14 protein-coding genes are annotated in these 20297 nt (G+C 72.5%); 9 read left to right on the top strand and 5 right to left on the bottom strand.

Features of this window, described 5'->3' with window-relative positions; all coding sequences use genetic code 11:
* The first annotated feature begins 20 nt into the window (after nt 1-20).
* Genes ABZW30_RS18905 through ABZW30_RS18890 form a run of 4 tightly spaced genes read left to right on the top strand, consistent with a single transcriptional unit; the run spans nt 21 to nt 6163 of the window.
* Nucleotides 21-1391: a cytochrome ubiquinol oxidase subunit I gene (locus ABZW30_RS18905; protein ID WP_355672246.1), complete on the top strand. Its 1371-nt coding sequence runs from the start codon at nt 21-23 to the stop codon at nt 1389-1391.
* The gene (locus tag ABZW30_RS18900) at nt 1384-2658 is read left to right on the top strand and encodes a cytochrome d ubiquinol oxidase subunit II (RefSeq protein WP_355672245.1); all 1275 of its coding nucleotides are present in this window, start codon (nt 1384-1386) and stop codon (nt 2656-2658) included. Before ABZW30_RS18905 ends, ABZW30_RS18900 begins: the two co-directional genes overlap by 8 nt.
* On the top strand, nt 2655-4412 hold the full coding sequence (locus ABZW30_RS18895) for an ATP-binding cassette domain-containing protein (protein WP_355672244.1): 1758 nt from the start codon (nt 2655-2657) through the stop codon (nt 4410-4412). The genes ABZW30_RS18900 and ABZW30_RS18895 overlap by 4 nt, the downstream gene beginning before the upstream one ends.
* Complete coding sequence (locus tag ABZW30_RS18890) at nt 4409-6163, top strand: ATP-binding cassette domain-containing protein (protein WP_355672243.1); 1755 nt, start codon at nt 4409-4411, stop codon at nt 6161-6163. Before ABZW30_RS18895 ends, ABZW30_RS18890 begins: the two co-directional genes overlap by 4 nt.
* Here the strand turns inward: ABZW30_RS18890 and ABZW30_RS18885 are convergent.
* From ABZW30_RS18885 to ABZW30_RS18865, 5 genes are all read right to left on the bottom strand, one after another.
* On the bottom strand, nt 6114-7625 hold the full coding sequence (locus ABZW30_RS18885; protein ID WP_355672242.1) for an NADH-ubiquinone oxidoreductase-F iron-sulfur binding region domain-containing protein: 1512 nt from the start codon (nt 7623-7625) through the stop codon (nt 6114-6116). The genes ABZW30_RS18890 and ABZW30_RS18885 overlap by 50 nt on opposite strands.
* A complete protein-coding gene (locus ABZW30_RS18880; protein ID WP_355672241.1) occupies nt 7622-8941 on the bottom strand; it encodes a hypothetical protein in 1320 nt (439 codons plus the stop codon). Before ABZW30_RS18880 ends, ABZW30_RS18885 begins: the two co-directional genes overlap by 4 nt.
* A 214-nt stretch (nt 8942-9155) precedes the next feature.
* Nucleotides 9156-9587 carry a hypothetical protein gene (locus tag ABZW30_RS18875; RefSeq protein WP_355672240.1) on the bottom strand — a complete coding sequence of 144 codons (432 nt, stop codon included), beginning with the start codon at nt 9585-9587 and terminating at the stop codon, nt 9156-9158.
* A 179-nt stretch (nt 9588-9766) separates the two neighbouring features.
* Nucleotides 9767-10213: a hypothetical protein gene (locus tag ABZW30_RS18870; protein ID WP_355672310.1), complete on the bottom strand. Its 447-nt coding sequence runs from the start codon at nt 10211-10213 to the stop codon at nt 9767-9769.
* A gap of 436 nt (nt 10214-10649) precedes the next feature.
* Entirely contained in the window at nt 10650-12341 is a 1692-nt protein-coding gene (locus tag ABZW30_RS18865; RefSeq protein ID WP_355672239.1) for a S53 family serine peptidase, read from the bottom strand.
* A 148-nt stretch (nt 12342-12489) separates the two neighbouring features.
* Here ABZW30_RS18865 and lepB point away from each other — a divergent pair, with 148 nt between their 5' ends.
* From lepB to ABZW30_RS18840, 5 genes are all read left to right on the top strand, one after another.
* Nucleotides 12490-13470: a signal peptidase I gene (lepB, locus tag ABZW30_RS18860; RefSeq protein ID WP_355672238.1), complete on the top strand. Its 981-nt coding sequence runs from the start codon at nt 12490-12492 to the stop codon at nt 13468-13470.
* Between the two features lie 219 nt (nt 13471-13689).
* Nucleotides 13690-15486: a hypothetical protein gene (locus ABZW30_RS18855; RefSeq protein ID WP_355672237.1), complete on the top strand. Its 1797-nt coding sequence runs from the start codon at nt 13690-13692 to the stop codon at nt 15484-15486.
* A gap of 430 nt (nt 15487-15916) precedes the next feature.
* Complete coding sequence (locus tag ABZW30_RS18850) at nt 15917-16630, top strand: response regulator transcription factor (protein ID WP_355672236.1); 714 nt, start codon at nt 15917-15919, stop codon at nt 16628-16630.
* The gene (locus ABZW30_RS18845; protein ID WP_355672235.1) at nt 16627-18042 is read left to right on the top strand and encodes a HAMP domain-containing sensor histidine kinase; all 1416 of its coding nucleotides are present in this window, start codon (nt 16627-16629) and stop codon (nt 18040-18042) included. Before ABZW30_RS18850 ends, ABZW30_RS18845 begins: the two co-directional genes overlap by 4 nt.
* A gap of 365 nt (nt 18043-18407) precedes the next feature.
* Complete coding sequence (locus ABZW30_RS18840) at nt 18408-20093, top strand: RICIN domain-containing protein (protein WP_355672234.1); 1686 nt, start codon at nt 18408-18410, stop codon at nt 20091-20093.
* Nucleotides 20094-20297 lie beyond the last annotated feature (204 nt).

Genomic DNA, 20297 nt, shown 5'->3' with positions numbered 1-20297 from the left:
ACACATCTCCCGGAGACCTCATGGCCTCACCGGCCGCCATAGAACTGTCCCGGTGGCAGTTCGCCATCACGGCGATCTTCCACATGTCCTTCCCGGCCCTCACGGTCGGCCTCTCCGTGCTGCTCGCCGTCGTGCAGACCGCGTACGTACGCACGGGCAACCCGCTCTACCAGCAGATCTTCCGCTTCTGGAAGAAGATCTTCGCGGTCGGCTTCGGCCTCGGCGTCGTCGCGGGAACCGTGATGACCTTCGAGTTCGGCCTCAACTGGGGTGTCTTCGCCCACGCGGTCGGACCCGTCATCGGGGTCACCATCGGCATGGAGGTCATCACGGCCTTCTTCCTGGAGGCCGGCTTCATCGGCGTCATGCTCTACGGCGAGGGCCGGGTCCGCCCGCGCACCATGGCCTTCGCGTCCTGGATGGTGGCCTTCGGTACCCTGCTGTCCACCACCTGGATCCTGTCCGCCAACAGCTGGATGCAGGACCCGGCCGGCTACACCGAGACGGCCGGCCAGTTCCACCCGAGCGACTGGACCGAGGTCCTGCTCAACCCGGCCTTCACCTACCGCTTCCCGCACATGCTGCTGGCCGTGCTGATCAGCGCGAGCTGGTTCGTCGGCGGCATCTCCGCCTGGTACCTGGTCAAGCGGCGCCGGGCCGCGCTGCCGTTCGCCCGCCGCTGCCTGTCCATCGCCCTCGGCGTGCTCGCCGTCCTGATGCCGATCCAGCTGTACGTCGGCGACGCCACCGCCATCTTCATGGCGCAGCACCAGCCTGCGAAACTCCAGGCGTTCGAGGGGAACTGGCGCACCGACAACGACGGATACAACGTGGTCGTCGTCCCCGACACCGACCAGGGCACGAACGACCTGCGCATCACGATCCCGCACCTGGGCGCGGTGATCGGCCACGACCTCACCGGCAAGGCCGAGGTACCCGGCCTGCTGCAGACCCCACCCGACCAGCGGCCCAACATGTGGAGCGCCTTCTACGGCTTCCGCGCCATGTACTTCACCGCCCTGGCCATGTTCGCCACCGCCCTCGCGGGGCTGGTACTGCGCCTGCGCAGGCGGCTGTTCGACTCCAGCCGTTTCCTGCGCTGGATGGTCTGGATGACCCCGGCCGGCGTCATCGCCATCACCGGCGGCTGGATCACCGCGGAGACCGGGCGGCAGCCCTGGGTGGTCTACGGCAAGCTGCGCACCGCCGACGCGCTGTCGCACCTGACCACCGCCCAGGCCGCGACCACCCTGACCGCCTTCGTGCTCCTCTACTCGACCCTGCTGGTCATCTGGGTCCGCTACATCGTCCGGACGGTCAAGGCCGGCCCCGACGTGCCCGCGGACGCCGCCGCGACGACCCCCCTCGGAACGGAGGCCCCCGTTGCCTGAGTACGCCACCTACGCCCTCGTCCTGCTCTCGCTCGGCATGTACGTCGTCCTGGACGGCTACGACCTGGGCGTCGGCATGCTCAGCCTCCTCGCCAAGGGGGAGAGCCGGCGCGAGTACGGCGAGCTGGTCGCCACCGCCTGGGACGCCAACGAGAGCTGGCTCGTGCTGGCCGGCGTCGCCCTGTGGGCCGGGCTGCCCGGCGTCTACGCGACCGTGCTGCCGGGGGTCTACCTGCCTCTGACCGGCATGCTCCTTTCGATCATCCTGCGCGGCATGGGACTGGAGTTCCAGAGCGCCGCCGCCGGCTACCGACGCGGCTGGGCCCTGCTGTTCGGCGCATCCTCGGTCGCCGCGACCCTCTGCCAGGGCCTGGTGCTCGGCGGCGTGCTCTCCGGCCTGCGCCAGCGCGGCGGTTCGTTCAGCGGCGGCGCCTTCGACTGGCTCACCCCCTACAGCGTGCTGTGCGCGCTCGGCCTGGTGGTGCTCTACCTGCTGGCCGGCGCCGCCTGGCTGCAGGACAAGACCGAAGGCGCCGCGCGCGAGCGGGCGGGCCGCGCCGGGCGCCCGCTGCTGGTGGGCACCACCGTGGCCGCACTGATCCTCGGGTTCGGCCTGGAGGTCGCCGATCCGCAGAAGTTCAGGTTCGACGAGCCCGTGCGCGCGACGCTGTACTGGACCGCGGTCGCCGGGGCGGTGGCCGCGGGGGCGGTGGCGTGGCACGGCTTCGGGCGGCGGCCGGACTGGCGGCCCTTCGCGGGTGTGGTCGCCGCCCAGGCCTGCGGTCTCCTGGCGCTGGTGATCGCGACCGTTCCTGTCATCGTGCCACCGGATCTGGGCATCCACCAGGCATCCAGCCCGCACGGCTCGCAGACCTTCCTCGTGGTCGGCGTGGGGCTGTGCATGCCGGTGGTGCTCGCCTACAACGCGTACGCATGGTGGGCCTTCCGCGGCAAGTTCACGCAAGCCTCCGAGGCACCGCTCGCCCCGCTACGAGTGCGGGCGCGAGGATCCCACCAGGCCCGGCCCGAGCCGGGCGGCTTCGTGGCCCTTCTCCGGCGCGCGCTGCTCACCGTGCTGGGCATCGGGCTGGCGGCTATGTCCCAGGACGTCTTCGGCGGCGTCGCCACCTGGATCGACCCCGTGGGCATCGCCCTCCTCTCGGCGACGGCCCTGATCGCCTGGCTCCTCAGCGACCGGCGCGACCAGCGGGACGGGGTCTTCGACCTCGACCCCGCCGACGCGGACTCCGCGCGGGCCGAGACGTGAGCGCGTCGACCGCCCTGCTGACCGAACTCGGCGGCCAGCGGGCCCGGGGGCAAGGCCGGGGCCGGGACGACGAGGTGTCGGCCCGGCTGCACGCATGGGCCGAGCCCGGCCGCAGGGAACTGCGGCGGGCGGGCCTGCTGCGCGGGCTGGCCCCACTGGGCACCGTGCTCTGGGCGGCGGGTCTGGCCTGGGCCGCTCAGCGCGGGCTCACCGGCCAGCACGGCGGACGGCTCACGGTGCAGGTCCTGCCTGGAGCCGGGCTCGTCCTCGCGGGGCTGGTGGTTCGGTCCGCGCTGCTCGCCACCGCCGACGCGGCTGCCGCACGCGGCGCCCGCCGGGTGCGCGCGGCCCTGCGCGAGCGCCTGCTCGCCGCAGCTCTGCCCGCGCACGGGCCCGCCCGCCCCGGCATCGGTGACGCCGCCCTCGCCGAGTCCATGACCGGCGAGGTCGCCCGGCTGACCGAGTGGCTCACCGAGTACGTCCCCGCCCGCACCACGATGCTGCTGGGCAGCGGCCTGACGCTGGCCGCCATCGCGGTCCGCAGCTGGTTCGTGGCACTGATCCTGGTCGCCGCCACCCCGCTGCTGCCCGCCAACCTGAAGGTCATCGGCCTCGGCACGCAGGCCGCCGTCCACGCGCAGCTCACGGCGGTGCGCCGCCACAGCGCGCGCCTGCTCGACCAACTGCGCGGCCTGCCCACCTTGATCGGGCTGGGCGCCCGGGAGACCGCCGGGCTCGCGCTGCGCGAGGACGACGAGGAACTGGCCAGCCGTACCCAGACGGTGCTGCGGGTCGCCTTCCTCTCCACCGCCTGGATCGAGCTGCTGATCACCGGGACCCTCGCCGTGGTGGCGACCTACTGCGGCCTGGTGCTGCTCGACTACCTCCAGCTGCCGTTGGTGCCAGGCCGGATGAGCCTGGCCACCGCGCTCTTCGTGCTGGTGCTCACCCCCGCCTACTTCGCCCCCGCCCGCGACCTGGCCCGCGGCTACCACGCCCGCGCCGAGGCCCGCGCCGCGGCGGAGCTGATCGACGGGATCCTCGGCAGCGCCGGCAGTGGCGGCGAGGAACCGGGCCCGCCCGGGCCGGCCCGGCGCACCGGCGGTGCGGTCGGCGTGCACCTGGACCATGTGACGGTCCGCCATCCCGATCGTACGGAGCCGGCACTGGACGACGTGAGTCTCCAGCTGGCCCCCGGCGCCCTCGTCGCGGTCACCGGGCCCAGCGGTGCGGGCAAGTCGACCCTGCTCGCCGTCGCCGCGGGACTGGCCGAACCCACCGCCGGAACCGTCGTCCACGAGCGGGAGGGCATCCGGCAGCCGCCGTCGCCCGCCTCGGTCGCCTGGGTCGGCCAGCCCGCGCACCTGCTGCCCGGCACCGTCCGTGACAACCTGCTGCTGGCCCGGCCGGACGCCGGCGACGCGGAACTCGCCGCCGCCTTCCGCGCGCTCGGCTTCGGCGACCTGCTCGCCGACCTGCCGGGCGGGCTGGACACCCCGCTCGGCGAGCGGGGCAGCGGGCTCTCCTCCGGCCAGTCCCAGCAACTCTCCCTGGTGCGGGCCCTGCTGCGGGACGCACCGCTGCTCTGCGTGGACGAGCCCACGGCCCACCTCGACCCGGTGGCGGAGGCCCGTGTGGTGGCGGCCCTGCGCGCACTGGCTCGCGGCCGGAGCGTGCTGCTCGCCACCCACAGTCCCGCACTGCTCCCACTCGCGGACCGGACGATCCGCCTGGACCGGGGAAGGCCGCGATGAACGCCTGGAACCTGCTGCGTCACTCCGTGCCCCGCCGCGACCTGGCCATCGCCATCGTGCTGGCCGCGGCGGCGGAAGTGGGCGCGGCTGCCCTGCTGGGCCTGTCGGGCTGGTTTCTGACGGCCTGCGCGCTGGTGACCCTGCTGGCCGACACGACCTGGTCGTGGATGTACCCGTCGGGGACGGTCCGGGCCCTCGCCCTGCTGCGTACCTCGCTTCGCTACCTCGAACGGCTGGTCAGCCACCGGGTCGTCCTCGCCACGACCGTGACCCTGCGCGGCCGCCTGGTCAGGGGCGCGGGCGAGCTGAGCGCACGCGAGCTCCGCGCCCAACGCGACGGAACCCTGCTCGCTCGCCTGACCACCGATGTCGAGACGGTGGCCGGTCTGCCCGCCCAGGTCGTCGCGCCGCTGGCCGGCTGCGCCGTCACCGCGGTGCTGGTGGAGGTGCTGCTGCTGCGGGCGAGCCCGGCACTCGGCGTGGCCGAGCTCGGCGTGTTCGCGGGCGGCGGCTGGTGGGCGATCCGCACCGGCCGTCGGGCCCGGCGACACCTCGCGGGCGCCGCTGCCGCGCGGGCCGGCGCGCGGACGGACCTGATCGCCGCCCGGGCCGCCTTCAACGAACTGCGCTGCCTGGACGCGATGCCGCAGGTCCGAGGTGTCGTCGCGACGGCGCTGGAGCGCGAGGAGACGGCTGCCGCCGCCGCGGCGGCCGAGCAGCGAGTGGGCCGCCTGGGCCTGCGGCTGCTCGCCGCCCTCGGCCAGGGCCTCGCCCTGCTGCTCGCGCTGCAGGCGGGCGCCTGGTCGCAGCCGGTGGCCGACGCCGTCGGCGAGGCGCTGCTGCTCGCGGCGGTGTGGGACCTCCTGGACCGCCTTCCACAGCTGCTCCAGGAGCTGGCCGCCGCCCAGGACGCGGCCGCGCGTCTGGGCCCGCTCGCCGCGACCGCCGCCGACCGGCAGACGCCCGCGCCGACGCCGGGCGGCCCGGTGCTCACCGTGGTGGACGTGCCCACCGGAAACGGCGGGCGGCCACTCTCGTTCACCGTCCGCGCTCCCCGGCTGGTCGTCGTCACCGGCCCCAACGGCAGCGGGAAGTCCACGCTCCTCGGGCAGCTGGCCGGACGGGTGCCGACCACCGTCGGCCAGGTGCGGCTGGGGGCTGCCCCCGTCGCGGAGCTGCCCGCCGAGGCCGTCGCCGACGTGCTCACCCTGGTCGAGGCCGACGACTGGCTCGCCGACACGACCGTCTCGGCCAACCTGTGCCTGGCCGCACCACTCGCCGACCCGGAGCGGCTGCGTGCGGCGCTGGCGGCGGTCGGCCTCGGCGCCCTGCGCCTGGACACCCCGGTCGGCCCCGCCGGCCGCGCCCTCTCCCAAGGACAGCGGCGCCGCCTCGCCGTCGCTCGCGCGATCCTGCGCCGGCCACGCATCCTGCTGCTCGACGAGCCCACCGCCGGACTCGACCGGCCGACTGCCGAGGCGCTGCTGCGCGAGCTGCGCCGGGCGCTGCCCGACTCAGCCCTGGTCCTCGCCCTGCAGGGCCAGGACCTCGACCTCCTCCCGTGGCGCCCGGACGTCACCGTCGACCTGGCCGGCGTGACGACTCCTCAGCCGACCCGCGGCACCGGGGGAGTCCCGCGAGCTCGTACCGGTCCCGCCGGAGGGCGATCGGGCCGGCCCCTCGATCGCCTGGCCATCCGTCTCAGCGGCCGGACACGGCGAAGCGAAGGGCCAAGGCCGGGCACTGGTTGACCGCCCGTTTGGCGGACAGCGTCAGCCAGACCGGCACGGGGCCCTCGCTGACCACCGGGAAGCCGTGCCGGTCGAGCGTGAACAGCTCCGGGGCGATGTCCGCGCACAGTCCGTGCCCGTCGCACAGGGCCCAGTCCACCTTCAGGTTCACCCGGCCGACCTCACCGACGTCCCGGTCCGGGCTCCACGGAACAGTCGGCAGCACTGCGCGCACCCGCCGTCCGCAGCCGGCGCCCTCCGTGTGCGCGCGGACGTCCTCGCTGAAGGCGCTGAGCGCGGACCGGACGAACCCGGCGGAACCGTCGGGGTGGGAACAGGCTCCCTGTCCCACCACCGCGGCGGCGAGCCGACGGGCCTCCTCCACCGCCCGGCTGCCGCCGCCGGCCACCATCGCGCCGAAGGCCCGTGCCAGCTCCGGCAGTCCGCGTCGGCAGGGGCCGCACTGGCCTGCCGACTCCGCGGCCAGCCACTGGACGATCCGGTACGCCTCGCCCAGCGGACAGGTGTCCTCAGGCAGCGGGATGACGATCCCGGCGCCGAACGTGCCACCGGACTGCCGCATCCCGGCCCGGGAGCAGGGAGCGGACACCGCCGACGCCGCGTCCAGGAACATTCCGTGGTAGCCGCCGACCAGCACTCCTTGGCCCGGCCCGGTCCCGCAGGCGTCCAGCACCGCGCCGAGCGGGGTCCCGGCGGGGGCCTCCACCACCACGGGCCGCCGGGCGCCCGGCCGGTTGACCGTGAGCAGCACCGTTCCGGGCTCGGCGTCGGGGCCGACGGCGCGGTACGCCTCCGCTCCGAGCCGGGCAGCGACGGCCAGTTGGGCGTACGTCTCGGCGTTGGAGAGCAGCGTCGGCAGCCCGTCCACACCGCCGAGTCCGCCGTCGGAGGAGCGGACCTTGCGGCTCGGCGGCAGGGCGACCAGCCCGTTGATGCCGCGGATCAGCGCACCGGACTCGCCGGAGACGAAGCGGGCCGGCTGCTGCACGACCCGGATCGGCAGCCGGGAGCGGCGTTCCGCGACCGCCGCGGGCATCGAGGTGACGCCCGGGCTGCCCTCGTCCACGCCGACGGCAACGCTCTCGGCGCGCAGCGCCTCGCCGACCAGCAGCGCCCCGTCCAGGACGAGGTGCGGGGCGCGGGCGAGCAGCATCCGGTCCTTGGCGCTGCCCGGCTCGCCCTCGGTGGCGTTGACCACGACGGCTGCGGGCAGACGCCGGCGCCGCGTGGAGTCGATCACAGCCTGGAGCTTGCGCGCGAAGGGGAAGGCGGCGCCGCCCTTGCCGGCCAGCCCGATCCGCTGGGCGAGGTCGACCAGCTCCGGCGCGCCGTACCGGGGCAGTGGCCCGTGCACGGCGAGATGGGCCTCGTAGCCCATCCGGATGTACTGGTCGAGCCCGGCGGTGAGCCGGGGCGGTCCCATCCGGATGACCTCCGGGACGTCCGCGGTGCCGGCCGTCATCCGTTCGGCCAGGAGTCGACGCCGTAACCGAAGGGCTGTGTCCACGTGGGCTGGTACCCGTAGCCGGGACCGGCCCAGGACCCCTCCGAGGGCGGGAACTGCGGGCCGGTGTCGGGTTCCTGCGGGTACCCGGGGTTGCCGGCGTACGCCTGGGGCGGGTACTGCTGGACATACGACTGCTGGGGGTACTCGGCCTGCTGCTGCTGGAACGCCGCCTGCTCCACGAGGTACTGCTGACCCCCTCCGTAGACCATCGCGTTGAGTTCGCCGGTGTCCCAGGCATCCATCGTGAACTGGGCCGGCTGTTGCATCTGTTGCTGTTGCTGCTGGAACGCCGCCTGCTCGGCCAGGTACTGCTGACGGCCGACGTCGAGCAGGGCGTTCAGCTCACCGGTGTCCCACTGCATGGCGGCTGGGTCCATGGGCACCGGGGCGGGCATGGGGGCAGCCGAGGCGGGTTCCGGCGTCGCCGCCGGCCGGGCGTCCGGAATCTCCACGTCCAGCGCCAGCAGTGCGGAGGACTCGCCGAAGACGGGCAACTGGTCGCCGATCGGAGGGTAGTCCGCCTCCTCGCCGGAACCGATCAGGTCCACGGCCATCAGGCGGCGGTTGGCGTTGACGCCAGTGGTGTTGCGTCCGGCTCCGTACAGGAACTTGATGAGCAGGACGAGTGCCACCGCAGCCATGTTGACGCCGTACGACCACACGACCCAGCCCCTGGCCGGTCGCCCGGCCTCCAGCCCGTGCGCGAGGGCGAGCGGCCACGAGGCGTAGGCGACCCAGTGCATGGGCCGCCACAGCCGGGTGAGGCGGGGGTTGGCGGTGAACCGTCCGCGCAGTGCGCCGGTCACGGCGGCGAGGACGAGTAGTTCGGCGGCGATGGTGCCGACGCCGACCACGAACCGGGTGCCGGGAGCGAACGGCACCACGGCCGCCGCAGGAGCGGCATGCCCCTCGGCGACCTTGTTGGCGATGTGGATCACCAGCGTCACCACGGCCGCCACGGAGACGGCTCGGTGCAGGGCCTGCACCGCGACCCTGTGGCGCGGCGTCAGCAGCCGTCGCTCGGCCGCCAGGAGTCCGAGCGTGACACTGCCGCTGAGGGCCATCAGCGTCAGCACGCCGAAGAAGAAGTCGACGAACCGGTGCACCGCCTCCGTGCCGCTGCGGTTGTGCGCCGTCGCGGGGAGCTGGAGAGCCTGCAACACCGTGGCGACCACGGCGAGCACCACCACGACGGCGGCGACCAGAACCGGGACCGGGGGCCTCGGCAGCTCCGGCGCCGTGCCGGCGGCGGCCGCGCGAAGCCGCGTCACGGTGTCCCGCGGGGGCTTGCGACGTGGCCTTGTCGAATTCCTCAAGCTCTGTCCTTGTCCGATGGTGATGGTGGCCCGGCGGTCGGCGCGGACCCGGTGCACATGAGCGTGGGTTTCCCGGCGCCGGACGACATCGGCCGTGTGGCGCCGGGGAAAGCGGTGGGAGACCCACCGCCTGGGTGCCGGCGCGCCTCCGCGCCCGGCGGGTGGCGCTCTACCAGTGGCTGCCGTAGACCGGCGTCGGGGCACTGCCTGCCGCGGTCGGCATGCCGGTGGGCGGGTAGGCCGGGCCGGACGTCGGCATGCCGGAGGTCGGATCGGCCGGGCCGGACGTCGGCATGGCGGTCGGCACACCGCTCGGCTCGGTCGGCCGACCGGTGGGCATTCCGGGCGGCCTGGTGGTGGGCTTTCCACCCGTTTTCAGCGTCGGCGTTCCGACCGTTGTGGTGGCGGGCATTCCGGTCGGCGTGCCCACGGGTTCGGATGTCGGCCCGCCGGACGGTGCGCCGACCGGCAGTTCGGTCGGCGTGCCGTTCGTCCCGGCATCCGACGGCGGCGCGGCGACGGAGGGAGCGGCGGTCGGGACGGTGGGAGTGCACGCCACGGCCGGCAGCGAGGTCCCGACGGCGAGGAGGAGGTACGACATCCGCCGGCCGCTGGCAGCTCGGCCACCCTCGCCGCGAGGGCGGAGAGAAGTGGTCCGGGATGAGAGTTCCATGCTGCGGTCCCTCCGGGGTGAGCGGTTCCGATGAGTGCTGTGAGTGCGGTACGGGCCGGAGCCGGACGAACCCGACCAGGAGGGCGGTACCTGTCCGGCCTCGGCGGTCACCCTGCGGCGACCAGCGGATGAGTGTTCTTGTCGTCGGTCTGCGCCGGCGCGGTTGCCTGCCGTACCGGAGACTGGCCGGACGCAACGGCTGCGGGCCGGCCCGACGGGCCGCTCTCCAGCGACGCGGGTCCGGCCTGCTTGCCGGCCGCGACCGGCGCCTGGCCAGGGGCTTCGACGGCCGCCGCGCCGGACAGCGGCATCACCGTCGTCGTCGGCGTGGTGCCGACGAGGGTGCCGACGGTGCCGTGAGCCGGAGCCACCGGGCGGGTACGGAAGGCCAGTTGGTGGCTCACCGCTTCGTCGAGAGTGACCGGCCGCTTCAGCTCACTGGCCAACTCGGATGCGAGAAGTCCGAGTTCGGCGACGCGTTGCCAGTCGAGACGGACCACGAGACGCAGCTCGGCGCCTCCTTCAGGGGCGGCTGTGACAGCCGGGATGGCCATGTCGTTCACGGACGATCCTTACGGTGCGGAGTGTGACGGGGGGTGCGCGTCGGCAGATGGCCGTGGCCACCGGCCCGGCGTGCGTCGGTGTGGGCCCGCATGCCGGCCGCGCGGCGGGCCGGCGTGGCGGCGTGGACGGGTGAGGTGGGCCCGGTGCCGTGCTGCCCGTACCGGGCTTGGTGAGAGAGACCGTACGGCCTGTCGGCGTGTCGAAAACACCGTCAGCGCGGAACTTTCGACTTCCCTAAGGGAACGCTCACTCCAGGCTCAGTCGGTACCGCCGGGGCCCCGCTCAGCACCGCTTCGACGATGCTGAGCGGGAGGCCATCGGGAGCCACCAGGCCACCGGGCGAGCGGAACCTCGTGCGTTCGTCAGCGGCCTTCGCCGTACGCGGCTTCAAGGTCGGTCGGGGCTATCCCATTGGGGCCGTCCCGTTCAGCGGTGGGCGGCGAGCAGCCGGGCGGCCAGCTGGTCGGCCACCGGGGTGCCCAGGCCGGTGACCTGGTCGTAGCCGGGCCTGGCACGGAAGTCCTGGTTTCCGCCGGTGGTCACGTCGTGGAACGCCGACTGGCCGCCGCCGGAGTTGGCCAGCGCGTAGAGCTTCGGGTTCGCCTCGCCCAGCACTGCCCGGCCTGCCGCCTTGGCCTTCTGGTCGTACAGCGCGGTGAAGCCCGCCCACAGTGGAGCGGCCGCCGAGGTGCCGCCGACGATCTGCCAGCTGGGGCCGGCCTTACCCTGGGTGAAGATCGCGAACCCGGTGGCGGGATCGGCGTCGGAGGAGACGTCCGGTACGGTGCGTCGGGCGGCGTTGACGCCGGTGCCGTTCTGGTAGGTCGGTTTGGCGAAGACCTTGGAGGTGCCGCCGCCGGAGGTGATCCAGGCGCTCTCGGCGGAGTAGGTGTTGCCGCTCAGCCTCAGGTTGGTGCCGCCGACGCCGGTGTTGTGCGGGCTGGAGGCCGGGAAGTCGACCGCGGGCACGCCGGGGCCGCTGGCGGAGCGGCTGCAGTCGCGCGAGCCGTCGTCGCCGGAGGCCGAGAAGATCGAGATGCCCTGGGCGGCGGCCTGCTTGAAGGAGTTGTTGACCGCGGTCATGATCGAGACGGTGGTGTCCGGCTCGCAGGAGCCCCAGGAGATCGAGATGACCGAGGCCTTGTTGTCCGCGACGATCCTGGCTGCCATGTCGACCTCGCCCTGGTCGCTGTTGGGTGCCTCGTAGATCAATTGCTGGGCGTTGGGGGCGACGCCGCGCACGATCTCGCTGTCCAGCTCGACCTCGCCCTGGCCCTGGCCGGGGTGGGCGTCGAAGTCGGCGCCGTCCACCGGGACGGTTCGCACGGCCGGGCCGGACAGTCCGAACCTGCGGTCGTAGGTGGTCAGGTCGGAGGACCGGTAGCCGTCGAACTCCCAGAGGGCGACCGTGGTGCCGGCTCCGTTCGTGCCGACCTTGTCCAGGTTGTAGGCGCCGTCGTACTGGGCCGGGCCGAATCCGCCCGGGGTGGCGGCCGGGGTCGAGGCGTCCGGTTCGGCTATGCGCGCGGTGCGGGTGGTGCGGCTGGTGTGGTCGTCGAGGCCGACGATCCCCGCGACGACGTCGGCCAGGTCGGACGGCACCGACGCGGGGGTGTCGTTGGCGTGGAAGGTTCGGTGCTGCTCGCCGTCGACGTACATGCTCTCGCGGGTCCCGAAGGCCGCGGCGATCCGGTCGGCCGTGCCGCCGACGTTGACCACCTGCCGGTTGGCACTCACCCCGGTCACGGTCAGGCCCTGGGAGGTGAGGAACCGGGTGACCTTGTCCACGTCGCCCTGGGTCGGGCCGTATTCGGCTGCGAACTGGTCGGGCGTCAGGTACTTCCCGTACAGCGGGTCACCCGGGGTGGAGACGGCTGCGAGGAACCGGTCGAGGGCGGCGGTGTTGCGCAGCTTGAGGTTGACGGAGACCGCCATCGGCTGGCCGGCAGCGACAGTGTCCTGCCGCTGGGAATGGGACACGGCCGGGGACATGGTCTCCGGCAGTGCCGTTCGGGCGGCCGCAGTCTGCGGCGTCAGCGCAGCATTGGCGCTCAACGAGACGGCGGCCAGCGCCAGCACGGCCAGGGCAGCGGACAGGGCAAACGATCGAGATCGCACGGACTCCTCCGGAGAATGGGAACGTTCCTGGTCCGGGAACATGCGGACGAGCATTGCCGAAAACCCGTTAGAGAAGACTTAGCGCAGCTTTATCGGCAAGTGATGTGAATTCGCCTTCGCCGCAGACGGATGGGCTGCGATCGGGTCAGTGAATTTGAATGAGGGAACGGCCACCGGCTTTACCCCGCAGACAGTCGCTAAGCTCGGGCCGATGAGAACTCAAGGCTTTCGCGGTTCGCGGCGGCGGATGCGCCATCGTGCCACTTGGGGGCGGGCCGAGCGGCGCAGGGTCGCCCGGCGTGCGGTGCGCCGGCGGAGACGTTCCCGCCTGTTCGAGCTGCCACTGATCACTCTGGTGGCACTGGTGCTGGCCCTGTTGCTGAAGACCTTCCTGACGCAGATGTTCGTGATTCCGTCAGGTTCGATGGAGAACACGCTCGACATCGGCGACCGGGTCGTGGTCGACAAGCTCAGCCCGTGGTTCGGCGGCCAGCCGCACCGCGGTGACGTGGTGGTGTTCCATGACCCCGGCGGCTGGCTGGAGACAGACCGACAGAACACCTCGGACGGGCCGGTGTTGCGAACGGTGAAGACCGCTTTCTCCTTCGTCGGCCTGTTCCCCGCGGACGACAAGCGGAACCTGATCAAGCGGGTGATCGGGGTCGGCGGCGACACCGTGGCCTGCTGCGACGACCACGGCAGGATCACCGTCAACGGCTTCGCGGTGAACGAGCCCTATCTCGCGCCGGGCAATGCGCCTTCTCAACAGACCTTCGACGTCACCGTACCCATGGGACGGATCTGGGTGATGGGTGACCACCGCGATGTGTCCGCCGACTCCCGCTTCCACATGGGGAGTCCGGGCCAAGGAACCATTCCGCTGACGAGCGTGGTGGGTCGGGCGGTTGCGATCGTCTGGCCGGTCCCGCGGATCCGGCACCTGGACGCACCCGCTTTGCTCTCCTCGCTGCCGACCGCGACCGAAGGCCCGGGGCACGCTCGACCGTCTACCGATCCCGATCACTTCCCGGCGCAGCCCCCGTCCGCACCGCCCGCGTTGGGCGTGCTCGTGCTCCCGGCCGGGTGGTGGCAGGGGCGACGGAGGCATCGGCAGCGGTCCGTCGGATGAGCTGGTCCTTAGGCGACTTTTAGGGGATCTCGCTGCCGGCGCCATCGAGCCGTTCTGCCTCCTACGATCGAACACGCCGCCGTTCGAAGCAGGTTGAGACCCGCTCCCCGGCTGCGGCCCCCGAAGCGGACTTCCGCGTGGACCCGAGTACCGGTCCGCGTGCGGCTGCTCCCCCAGCCCCTCATCGCGCCGTCACGGCATCTTCGCCTGAGGACCCACATGACCTCACGATCAGCTCATCACCGCTCCCCCGGCCGAAGCCGCCGGGCGACCAAGCCCGTCCTCGGCCTCGCCGCCGTACTCAGCGCCGGCGCCGCCGTCCTGGGCGTGTCCTTCGCCGCCACCACGCCGGCCGCGCCGCACGCCGACGCGGCGGCCCAGCCCAACCCGAACTGCACCATCAAGGTTCCAGCCAACCCGCTCACCGCCCAAGGCCTCGCCACGCCCTACACGTTGGAGGCGACCGTTCCGGCACAGGGAGCCTGCCACGAGTCCAACGGAAACCAGTCAGCGTTCGTCCAGGCCACCGTCCTCGACCCGGCCACCGGCGCGATATCCGTCTACAGTCCCCTGGTCATCGACAAGGGATCCGCCCCCGCCGTGGCGCCGGTCGTCCCGACCTTGCCGGCGAACGCCGTGGTGGGGATCTGGTTCGGCTACAACGGCAACGTCCTCACCCTGGCCGGCCAGACCACCGCCGGAAAGTGCACGGGCGGCACGCCAGGTGGGCAGCCCTTCGGTCAGTTCGCCTACTGCAACGCGCCGGCCTTCTTCACCGCCGCCAACACTGCGGAGGCGGCGGGCAGGCTCGCTGTCCCGCCGCTGGGCACGGCCCGTGACGGCAAGCCCTGCCCGACCACGCGTGACTTCAGCGTGGTCGACCAGGACCAGAGCGACAACGTCACCACCGAGTACCTGTCCACCGCCCAGGGCGCGACCGCCCAGAAGACCGCGAAGAATCTCTCCGCCATGAGCGGCGGGGGAACGACGCAACCCGCCGCGCTGCTCAACGGCAGCGACAACCTGTTGCTCGACAACTTCCTGGACCCGGCACTGGGATGCGCCCCGTGGACGGCCCCCGATCTCGCCGACCCGGGCAGCAAGGTCACCTCGCTTGCACTCAACGAACTCCAGGCCGCCAAGCACCAGGCGGCGCCCGTCGCGCTCGTCCCGCTCAGCGACCCGATGGTCAACGAGAACAACCAGCAGAACCGGAACAAGACCAATCTCTACCGCGCGGGCGTGAATCAGCCCGCACTCGGCGCCGCGGCCAACGGCGATCCGACGGCCTACTGCACCAACCTCGCCACACTCGGCGCCCAGCGCGTCAACCTCGACAAGCAGTTCACCGCCGCCGTCCCCTCACCCCAGGACGGCCAGAACCTCTTCGGCTTCCTCACCCAGCGCCTCGCCGCCTCCCTCACCAGCCTCGGCTGCCAGCAGCCGACGCCGACCGCGACACCGACCGCCACCGGTCCTTCGCCGTCGAGCAGGACCACCCCGACAGCCAAGCCCACCGCCACCCCGACCGGCAAGCCGACCCCCACCCGGGCCTCAGCCACCTGTTCCCCGGCCCAGTTGCTCGGCAATCCCGGCTTCGAGACCGGTACGGCCGCGCCATGGACGGCCACCGACGCCGTGATCTACGACTTCACGGGAATGCAGCCGCACTCGGGCCACTGGGATGCCTGGTTGGGAGGTTATCCCTACCGCGCAACCGACACCCTGTCACAGCAGGTGACCATTGAGGCCGGCTGCAGGGCCGGCCTCAGCTTCTGGCTGCACGTCGCCAGCTGCAACCCGTCCACCGGCGCCGACACCCTGACCGTCAAGGCCAACTCGACCACCCTGGCCACCTACACCAACCGGGACGCAACCGACGGCTATGTACACAAGACCCTCGACCTCTCGGCCTTCGCGGGCCAGAAGGTGACGATCACCTTCACCGGAGTCGAGGCCACGGGCGCCGAGCAGACCAGCTTCGTGATCGACGACACCGCCCTCAACGTCTCCTGACCACTCCGGCGAGCGATCAGGGCGAACGGGCCCGCGGACGCACCGGCGCATCGGCCGACCGTCGTGTCGCCCGCAGCCCGTCCGAACACCGCCCCGGCGGGCGCGGCATCCCACCGCGCCCGCCGGAACCGTCCACGAACGGTGCCGACCGATGCCGCCGCCGATGGTGTGTCGGCAGTTCCCGAGGGCGGACCATGCTACTCCGGCAACCGCGGCCACCCGGCCGAGACCGCTCGCTGTGCCTCCGCTAAGGAAGTCCTAAGCCTCCGCTAAACTTCCCCGAATCCCGTCTGCATCACCTCGCTGACCAGCGGAAATCCATGACGGCCGGGGCCGTGGCCAACCGGATGGCCCGGTGTACCCGCCCCTGCCCGCCCACCGGTTCGAAGGCACTGTCAGCCGGATCGGCCCGTCGGCTACGGTGTGCGCCATGACGTCCGTGCTCGTCGTGGAAGACGACCCCGCCATCCGTGCCTCCCTGATAGAGCTGCTGGCCGGCCATCAACTGGTGGTGCGCAGTTCCCCCGACGGGTTCGGCGCACTGCGTGAGGTCGCCCAGTGGCAGCCGGACGCGGTGGTGCTGGACCTCGGCCTGCCGGACCTCGACGGCGCCGACGCGTTGAAGATGATCCGCGGACTGTCCCAGGTCCCAGTGCTGGTGGCAACCGCGCGGGACGACGACGCCGAGATCATCAAACTGCTCAACGCGGGTGCGGACGACTATCTGGTCAAGCCCTTCTCCGGCGGGCAGTTGCTCGCCCGACTGACCGCCGTCCTGCGTCGCTGCAACAGCCCGGCCCGCACGCTCGCCCCTGGGGACGGAGTCCCCAAAATGAACCACGAGCCTTTGGTACTCGGCGAGTTGCGGATCGACCCGCTCGCCCGGACGGTCCATCTCGCCGGCCGGGAGATCGGCCTGACCCGACGCGAGTTCGACCTGCTGTCGTTCCTGGCACTGAACGCCGACCGGGTGATCTCCAAACGACAGCTGCTCGCCGAGGTGTGGCGGCAGACCTACGTGGATGAGCAGACCGTGGACGTGCACCTGTCCTGCCTGCGCCGGAAGTTGGGCGAGCGCGCCGCCCGGCCGCGCTTCCTGCACACCGTCCGGGGCGTCGGTGTGAAACTGGTGTCGCCCCGGTGAGGTCCGCCCTCGCCACGGTCGCACTCGCCGTGACGGTCATGGTCACCGTGTCGTTCCTCGTCCCGCTGGCCCTGCTCCTGCGCACCCACGTCCAGACCCAGGCGATGCTCGCCGCCGAGCAGCGCGTGGCCGCCACGATGCCGCTGCTGACGCTGGTCCCGGACCAGGCCGATCTCGCCGCGGCGGTGGCCCGCACGGACACGACGGGCCGCCTCTGCATCCATCTGACCGACGGCAGCCGACTGGGCACCACCCATTCCGGCACCCAGTTGCTGAACCGGGCGGTGCAGGGCAGGACCGCTCTGATCGGCGACGTTCCCGGAGGCCGGGACTACCTCCAACCCGTCCTGCTCGGGCACGACCAGATCGCCGTGGTCGAGGAGTTCGTGCCCGACTCGGAGCTGAACCGCGGACTGACCCGGGCCTGGACCATCATGGCCCTGCTCGCCACGAGCCTGGTCGTCGGATCGGTGCTGGTCGCCGACCGCCTCGGCGCCCGCGTGGTACGCGCCTCCCGCAAGCTGTCCCACGCCGCAGCTGCCCTTGGCGCGGGCGACCTCGACGTCCGCGTCGAACCCACCGGCCCGCCCGACCTCAGAGCGGTCGGCGACGCCTTCAACACCATGGCCGACCGGGTCAGGCAACTGCTGGCGACCGAGCGGGAGCTGGTGGCCGACCTGTCGCACCGACTGCGCACCCCGATGACCGCACTGCGCCTCGCAGCCGAACGGATCGGCCCCACGCCGGCCGCGCCCCAGCTGGCGAAGGCGGTCGAACAACTCGAGGACGAACTGGATGCGATCATCGTCGCCGCCCGCACGCCCCTGTCCACCAGGTCCACCAGGGCCGAGTCCGGCGTCGCGCCACGCGCCACGGGCACCGGACTGCCCGGCCCGGCCCCGGGTGAGTCATGCCAGGTGTCCGAGGTCGCCGCCCACCGCGTCGGCTTCTGGGCCGTCCTCGCCGAGCAACAGGGTCGGGTCTGCACCTTCGAGGCGACGGACGAACCGACGCCCGTTCAGCTGCCGGGCGATCATGTCGCGGCCGTGGTCGACGCCCTGGTGGGCAACGTGTTCCGGCACACCCCGGACGGCACCCGTTTCGCCGTGAGCGTACGACGGACAGCCCAGAGCGTCGTCCTGGTGGTCGAGGACGACGGGCCCGGGATCGCGGACCCAGCCGTCGCGCTCTCCCGAGGAACCAGTGGTGCCGGATCGACCGGCCTCGGCCTGGACATCGCGCGCAGCGCGGCCGAGTCCACCCGCGGCCGCCTTCGCATCGGGCCCGGCCCGCTGGGCGGAGCACGGGTGGAGGTGGACCTCGCGCTGGCGGCCCAGGACCGACGGCCCCTCGGCCGCCGCTGGCGCAACCGCCGACGGGGAGCGCAGAAGCCGCGCGGCCGACACGGCTGACGGACCGGAACACAGCGAGGCTCGACTCCGTTCCGCACGCAGCCCGAAAACAGACCTGAATGAACCCGTTGCTGACGGAGCGTCTCACAGATAATTCGCACACTGATGGATCATCGACTTTTCCCGACCGCTACCAGCTGGTAAATTCCCCCGCCAAGGTCGCCATCGGCGGACCTCGGCGGCGCCGGGTCCGGAGATCCCGCCGGGGAACGCCCGCCATTGAATCCACTGGCCACGGCGCCGCACGGGGTGCCTCACCCACGGCATCCTCCGGCCGGCCCGCAGCGCCCGGCCCCGCCCTCGCGCCGGGCCGAGCAGTGACTGTCCGACCACTTGCCTTCCCACCGGCATGCTCAGGAGTGAAGATGCCACATTCGGGGACCGCGACGATCCCGGAAGCCGATTCCGCACACCGGCTCCCGGGCAGCCGACAGCCGGACGAACCCAGCGCCACCCAGCCGACGAACCGCCACCAGGAGGCCGTGTCGGCGTACGCCGACACGTGCTGTGCCGACAGCCGCGCCGCGCAGGAGCTCGCGAACGAGGCGCGGCGGCGAGCAGTCGAAGCCGACGGCCCCGGCGGCCACCCGGGCCCGAGCCGCCTGCGGCTTCTGGCCCAGGTGACCAGGACTGCGGCCGAGTGGGCCGACACGGGACGCGGATCGGCTCTGAGCCCGGCCTTCACCGCCTGGCTCGCAGACCTTCCCCGGTCTCGCGACGGAGCTGCGTCGGCACGTGCGGCGCTCACCGCGGCGGAAGCGGACTCGCTCATCCTGAGCGCGTTCGAGAGCCTGCCCGCGGCACGGCAGGAGGACCTGTGGCAGCGCCTCGATGACGCGGCCGGGTCGCCGGCCCGTACGCCGGGGGCCGAGAGCCCTGCCGAGCGCCGCCTTCAGGACGCCTGCCTCCAGACATACGCCTCCCGCGCGCCCCAGCGCTTCTGCCGGCACCTGGCCGCACGACTCGGCGACAGCGTCCGGCACGCCACCGGCGGCGAACCCGAGGACCTCGACCGCCACCTCGCCAGGTGCGAGAGCTGCCGAAGTGTCCGGGCGGACCTGGACACCGTCCGTACCTGGCAGCGGCCCGCCCTGCTCAAGGCACTGGTGCTGTGGGATGCGGGATCATCGCCATCGGTCATGGCCCTCGTACCCGGGCAGGAGCCCCAGGACCCGACGCCCATCGATCCGAATTCCGACGGTCCCAACCCCGGCACCCACGACAGGCACCGGCGCCTGCCCCGAGCGGCACGCACCGACGGCCGAACCGGTTGGCGCCTGCTCATACCCTTCGCCGCGGCAGGCACCGGTGCCCTGGCCGCACTCGTCATCGCCGGCCTGCTCCTCAGCACAGTGGAGAGGGCCGGAGAACATCCGCAGCCGGTCGACGCCCCGACCCTGCCCGCTCCCAGCAGGTCGCTGCCGACCGACGGCTCCGACGATGCGCCCCCGGAAATCGGCCCGGCCGCCATGTCCTCCCTCCCGCCCTCCGCCTCCGCCTCGGCCTCAGCCGCGGCTCCCATCGACACCTCCCCGTCGCCCACCCCACCGGTGACCGCCACGCCCACCAACACCACCCCTTCACCCACGCAACCGGTCGCCGCAGGGTTTCCGCTCGTCAACCTCGGCTCGGCGCTCTGCGTCGGCCCCACGACCGCCGCACAGACCGCCGGCCCGCTCCAGCTCCAGCCGTGCAACGGCCAGGCCACCCAGCGCTGGCAGCGGCTACCGGCCGGACAGGACACCTACCAGCTGCGCAACACCGGCACCGGGACATGTCTCGACGGCACCACCACGGGCGGAAACGGTGTCGCTGTCACCCTCACGGCCTGCCGATCCGATACGGCCGAGCAACTCTGGCGATTCGCTCCGGACGCCCAGGCAGCCGCATTCCGCCTCCTGTTCGTTCCACCGGTCCCCTCCAGCGACTATCCCGCGCACCTCCTGGGCCCCCAGGACTGGACGAAGGCGCATCCACCGCACCCGGGATCATTTCTGGTGCACCTGCCGAACTACTACAACTCCGGCAGCTTCCTCTTCACCATGGGCTGACCAGGGACCCGGACACCGGCACCGCGCGCCGGGGGCACGGCCGGACCGCCCGCGGATCGCGGGCGGCGTGGCGTGCGGGAGATCTCCCGCGACACGTATTCCGTCCCGGCGTGTCAGCGACGTCGCAGCCGGAGTCCATGACGACCAGCATCTCGTCGGCTGGGAGACTCACACGCAGCGGCCGTTCTCTCGTACTTCGTTACC

The organism is Kitasatospora sp. NPDC004669, assembly GCF_040609455.1.
Taxonomy (GTDB): domain Bacteria; phylum Actinomycetota; class Actinomycetes; order Streptomycetales; family Streptomycetaceae; genus Kitasatospora.
Note: the sequence above shows the minus strand (reverse complement) of the source record. Positions and strands in the feature narration are given on the sequence as shown.

Bases quoted from the DNA above. Each gene is read 5' to 3' on its own strand.
- ABZW30_RS18870 (WP_355672310.1), bottom strand. From the start codon at position 10,213: ATGGCCATCCCGGCTGTCACAGCCGCCCCTGAAGGAGGCGCCGAGCTG.
- ABZW30_RS18855 (WP_355672237.1), top strand. From the start codon at position 13,690: ATGACCTCACGATCAGCTCATCACCGCTCCCCCGGCCGAAGCCGCCGG.
- ABZW30_RS18905 (WP_355672246.1), top strand. From the start codon at position 21: ATGGCCTCACCGGCCGCCATAGAACTGTCCCGGTGGCAGTTCGCCATC.
- ABZW30_RS18840 (WP_355672234.1), top strand. From the start codon at position 18,408: ATGCCACATTCGGGGACCGCGACGATCCCGGAAGCCGATTCCGCACAC.
- ABZW30_RS18885 (WP_355672242.1), bottom strand. From the start codon at position 7,625: ATGACGGCCGGCACCGCGGACGTCCCGGAGGTCATCCGGATGGGACCG.
- ABZW30_RS18850 (WP_355672236.1), top strand. From the start codon at position 15,917: ATGACGTCCGTGCTCGTCGTGGAAGACGACCCCGCCATCCGTGCCTCC.
- ABZW30_RS18890 (WP_355672243.1), top strand. From the start codon at position 4,409: ATGAACGCCTGGAACCTGCTGCGTCACTCCGTGCCCCGCCGCGACCTG.
- ABZW30_RS18875 (WP_355672240.1), bottom strand. From the start codon at position 9,587: ATGTCGTACCTCCTCCTCGCCGTCGGGACCTCGCTGCCGGCCGTGGCG.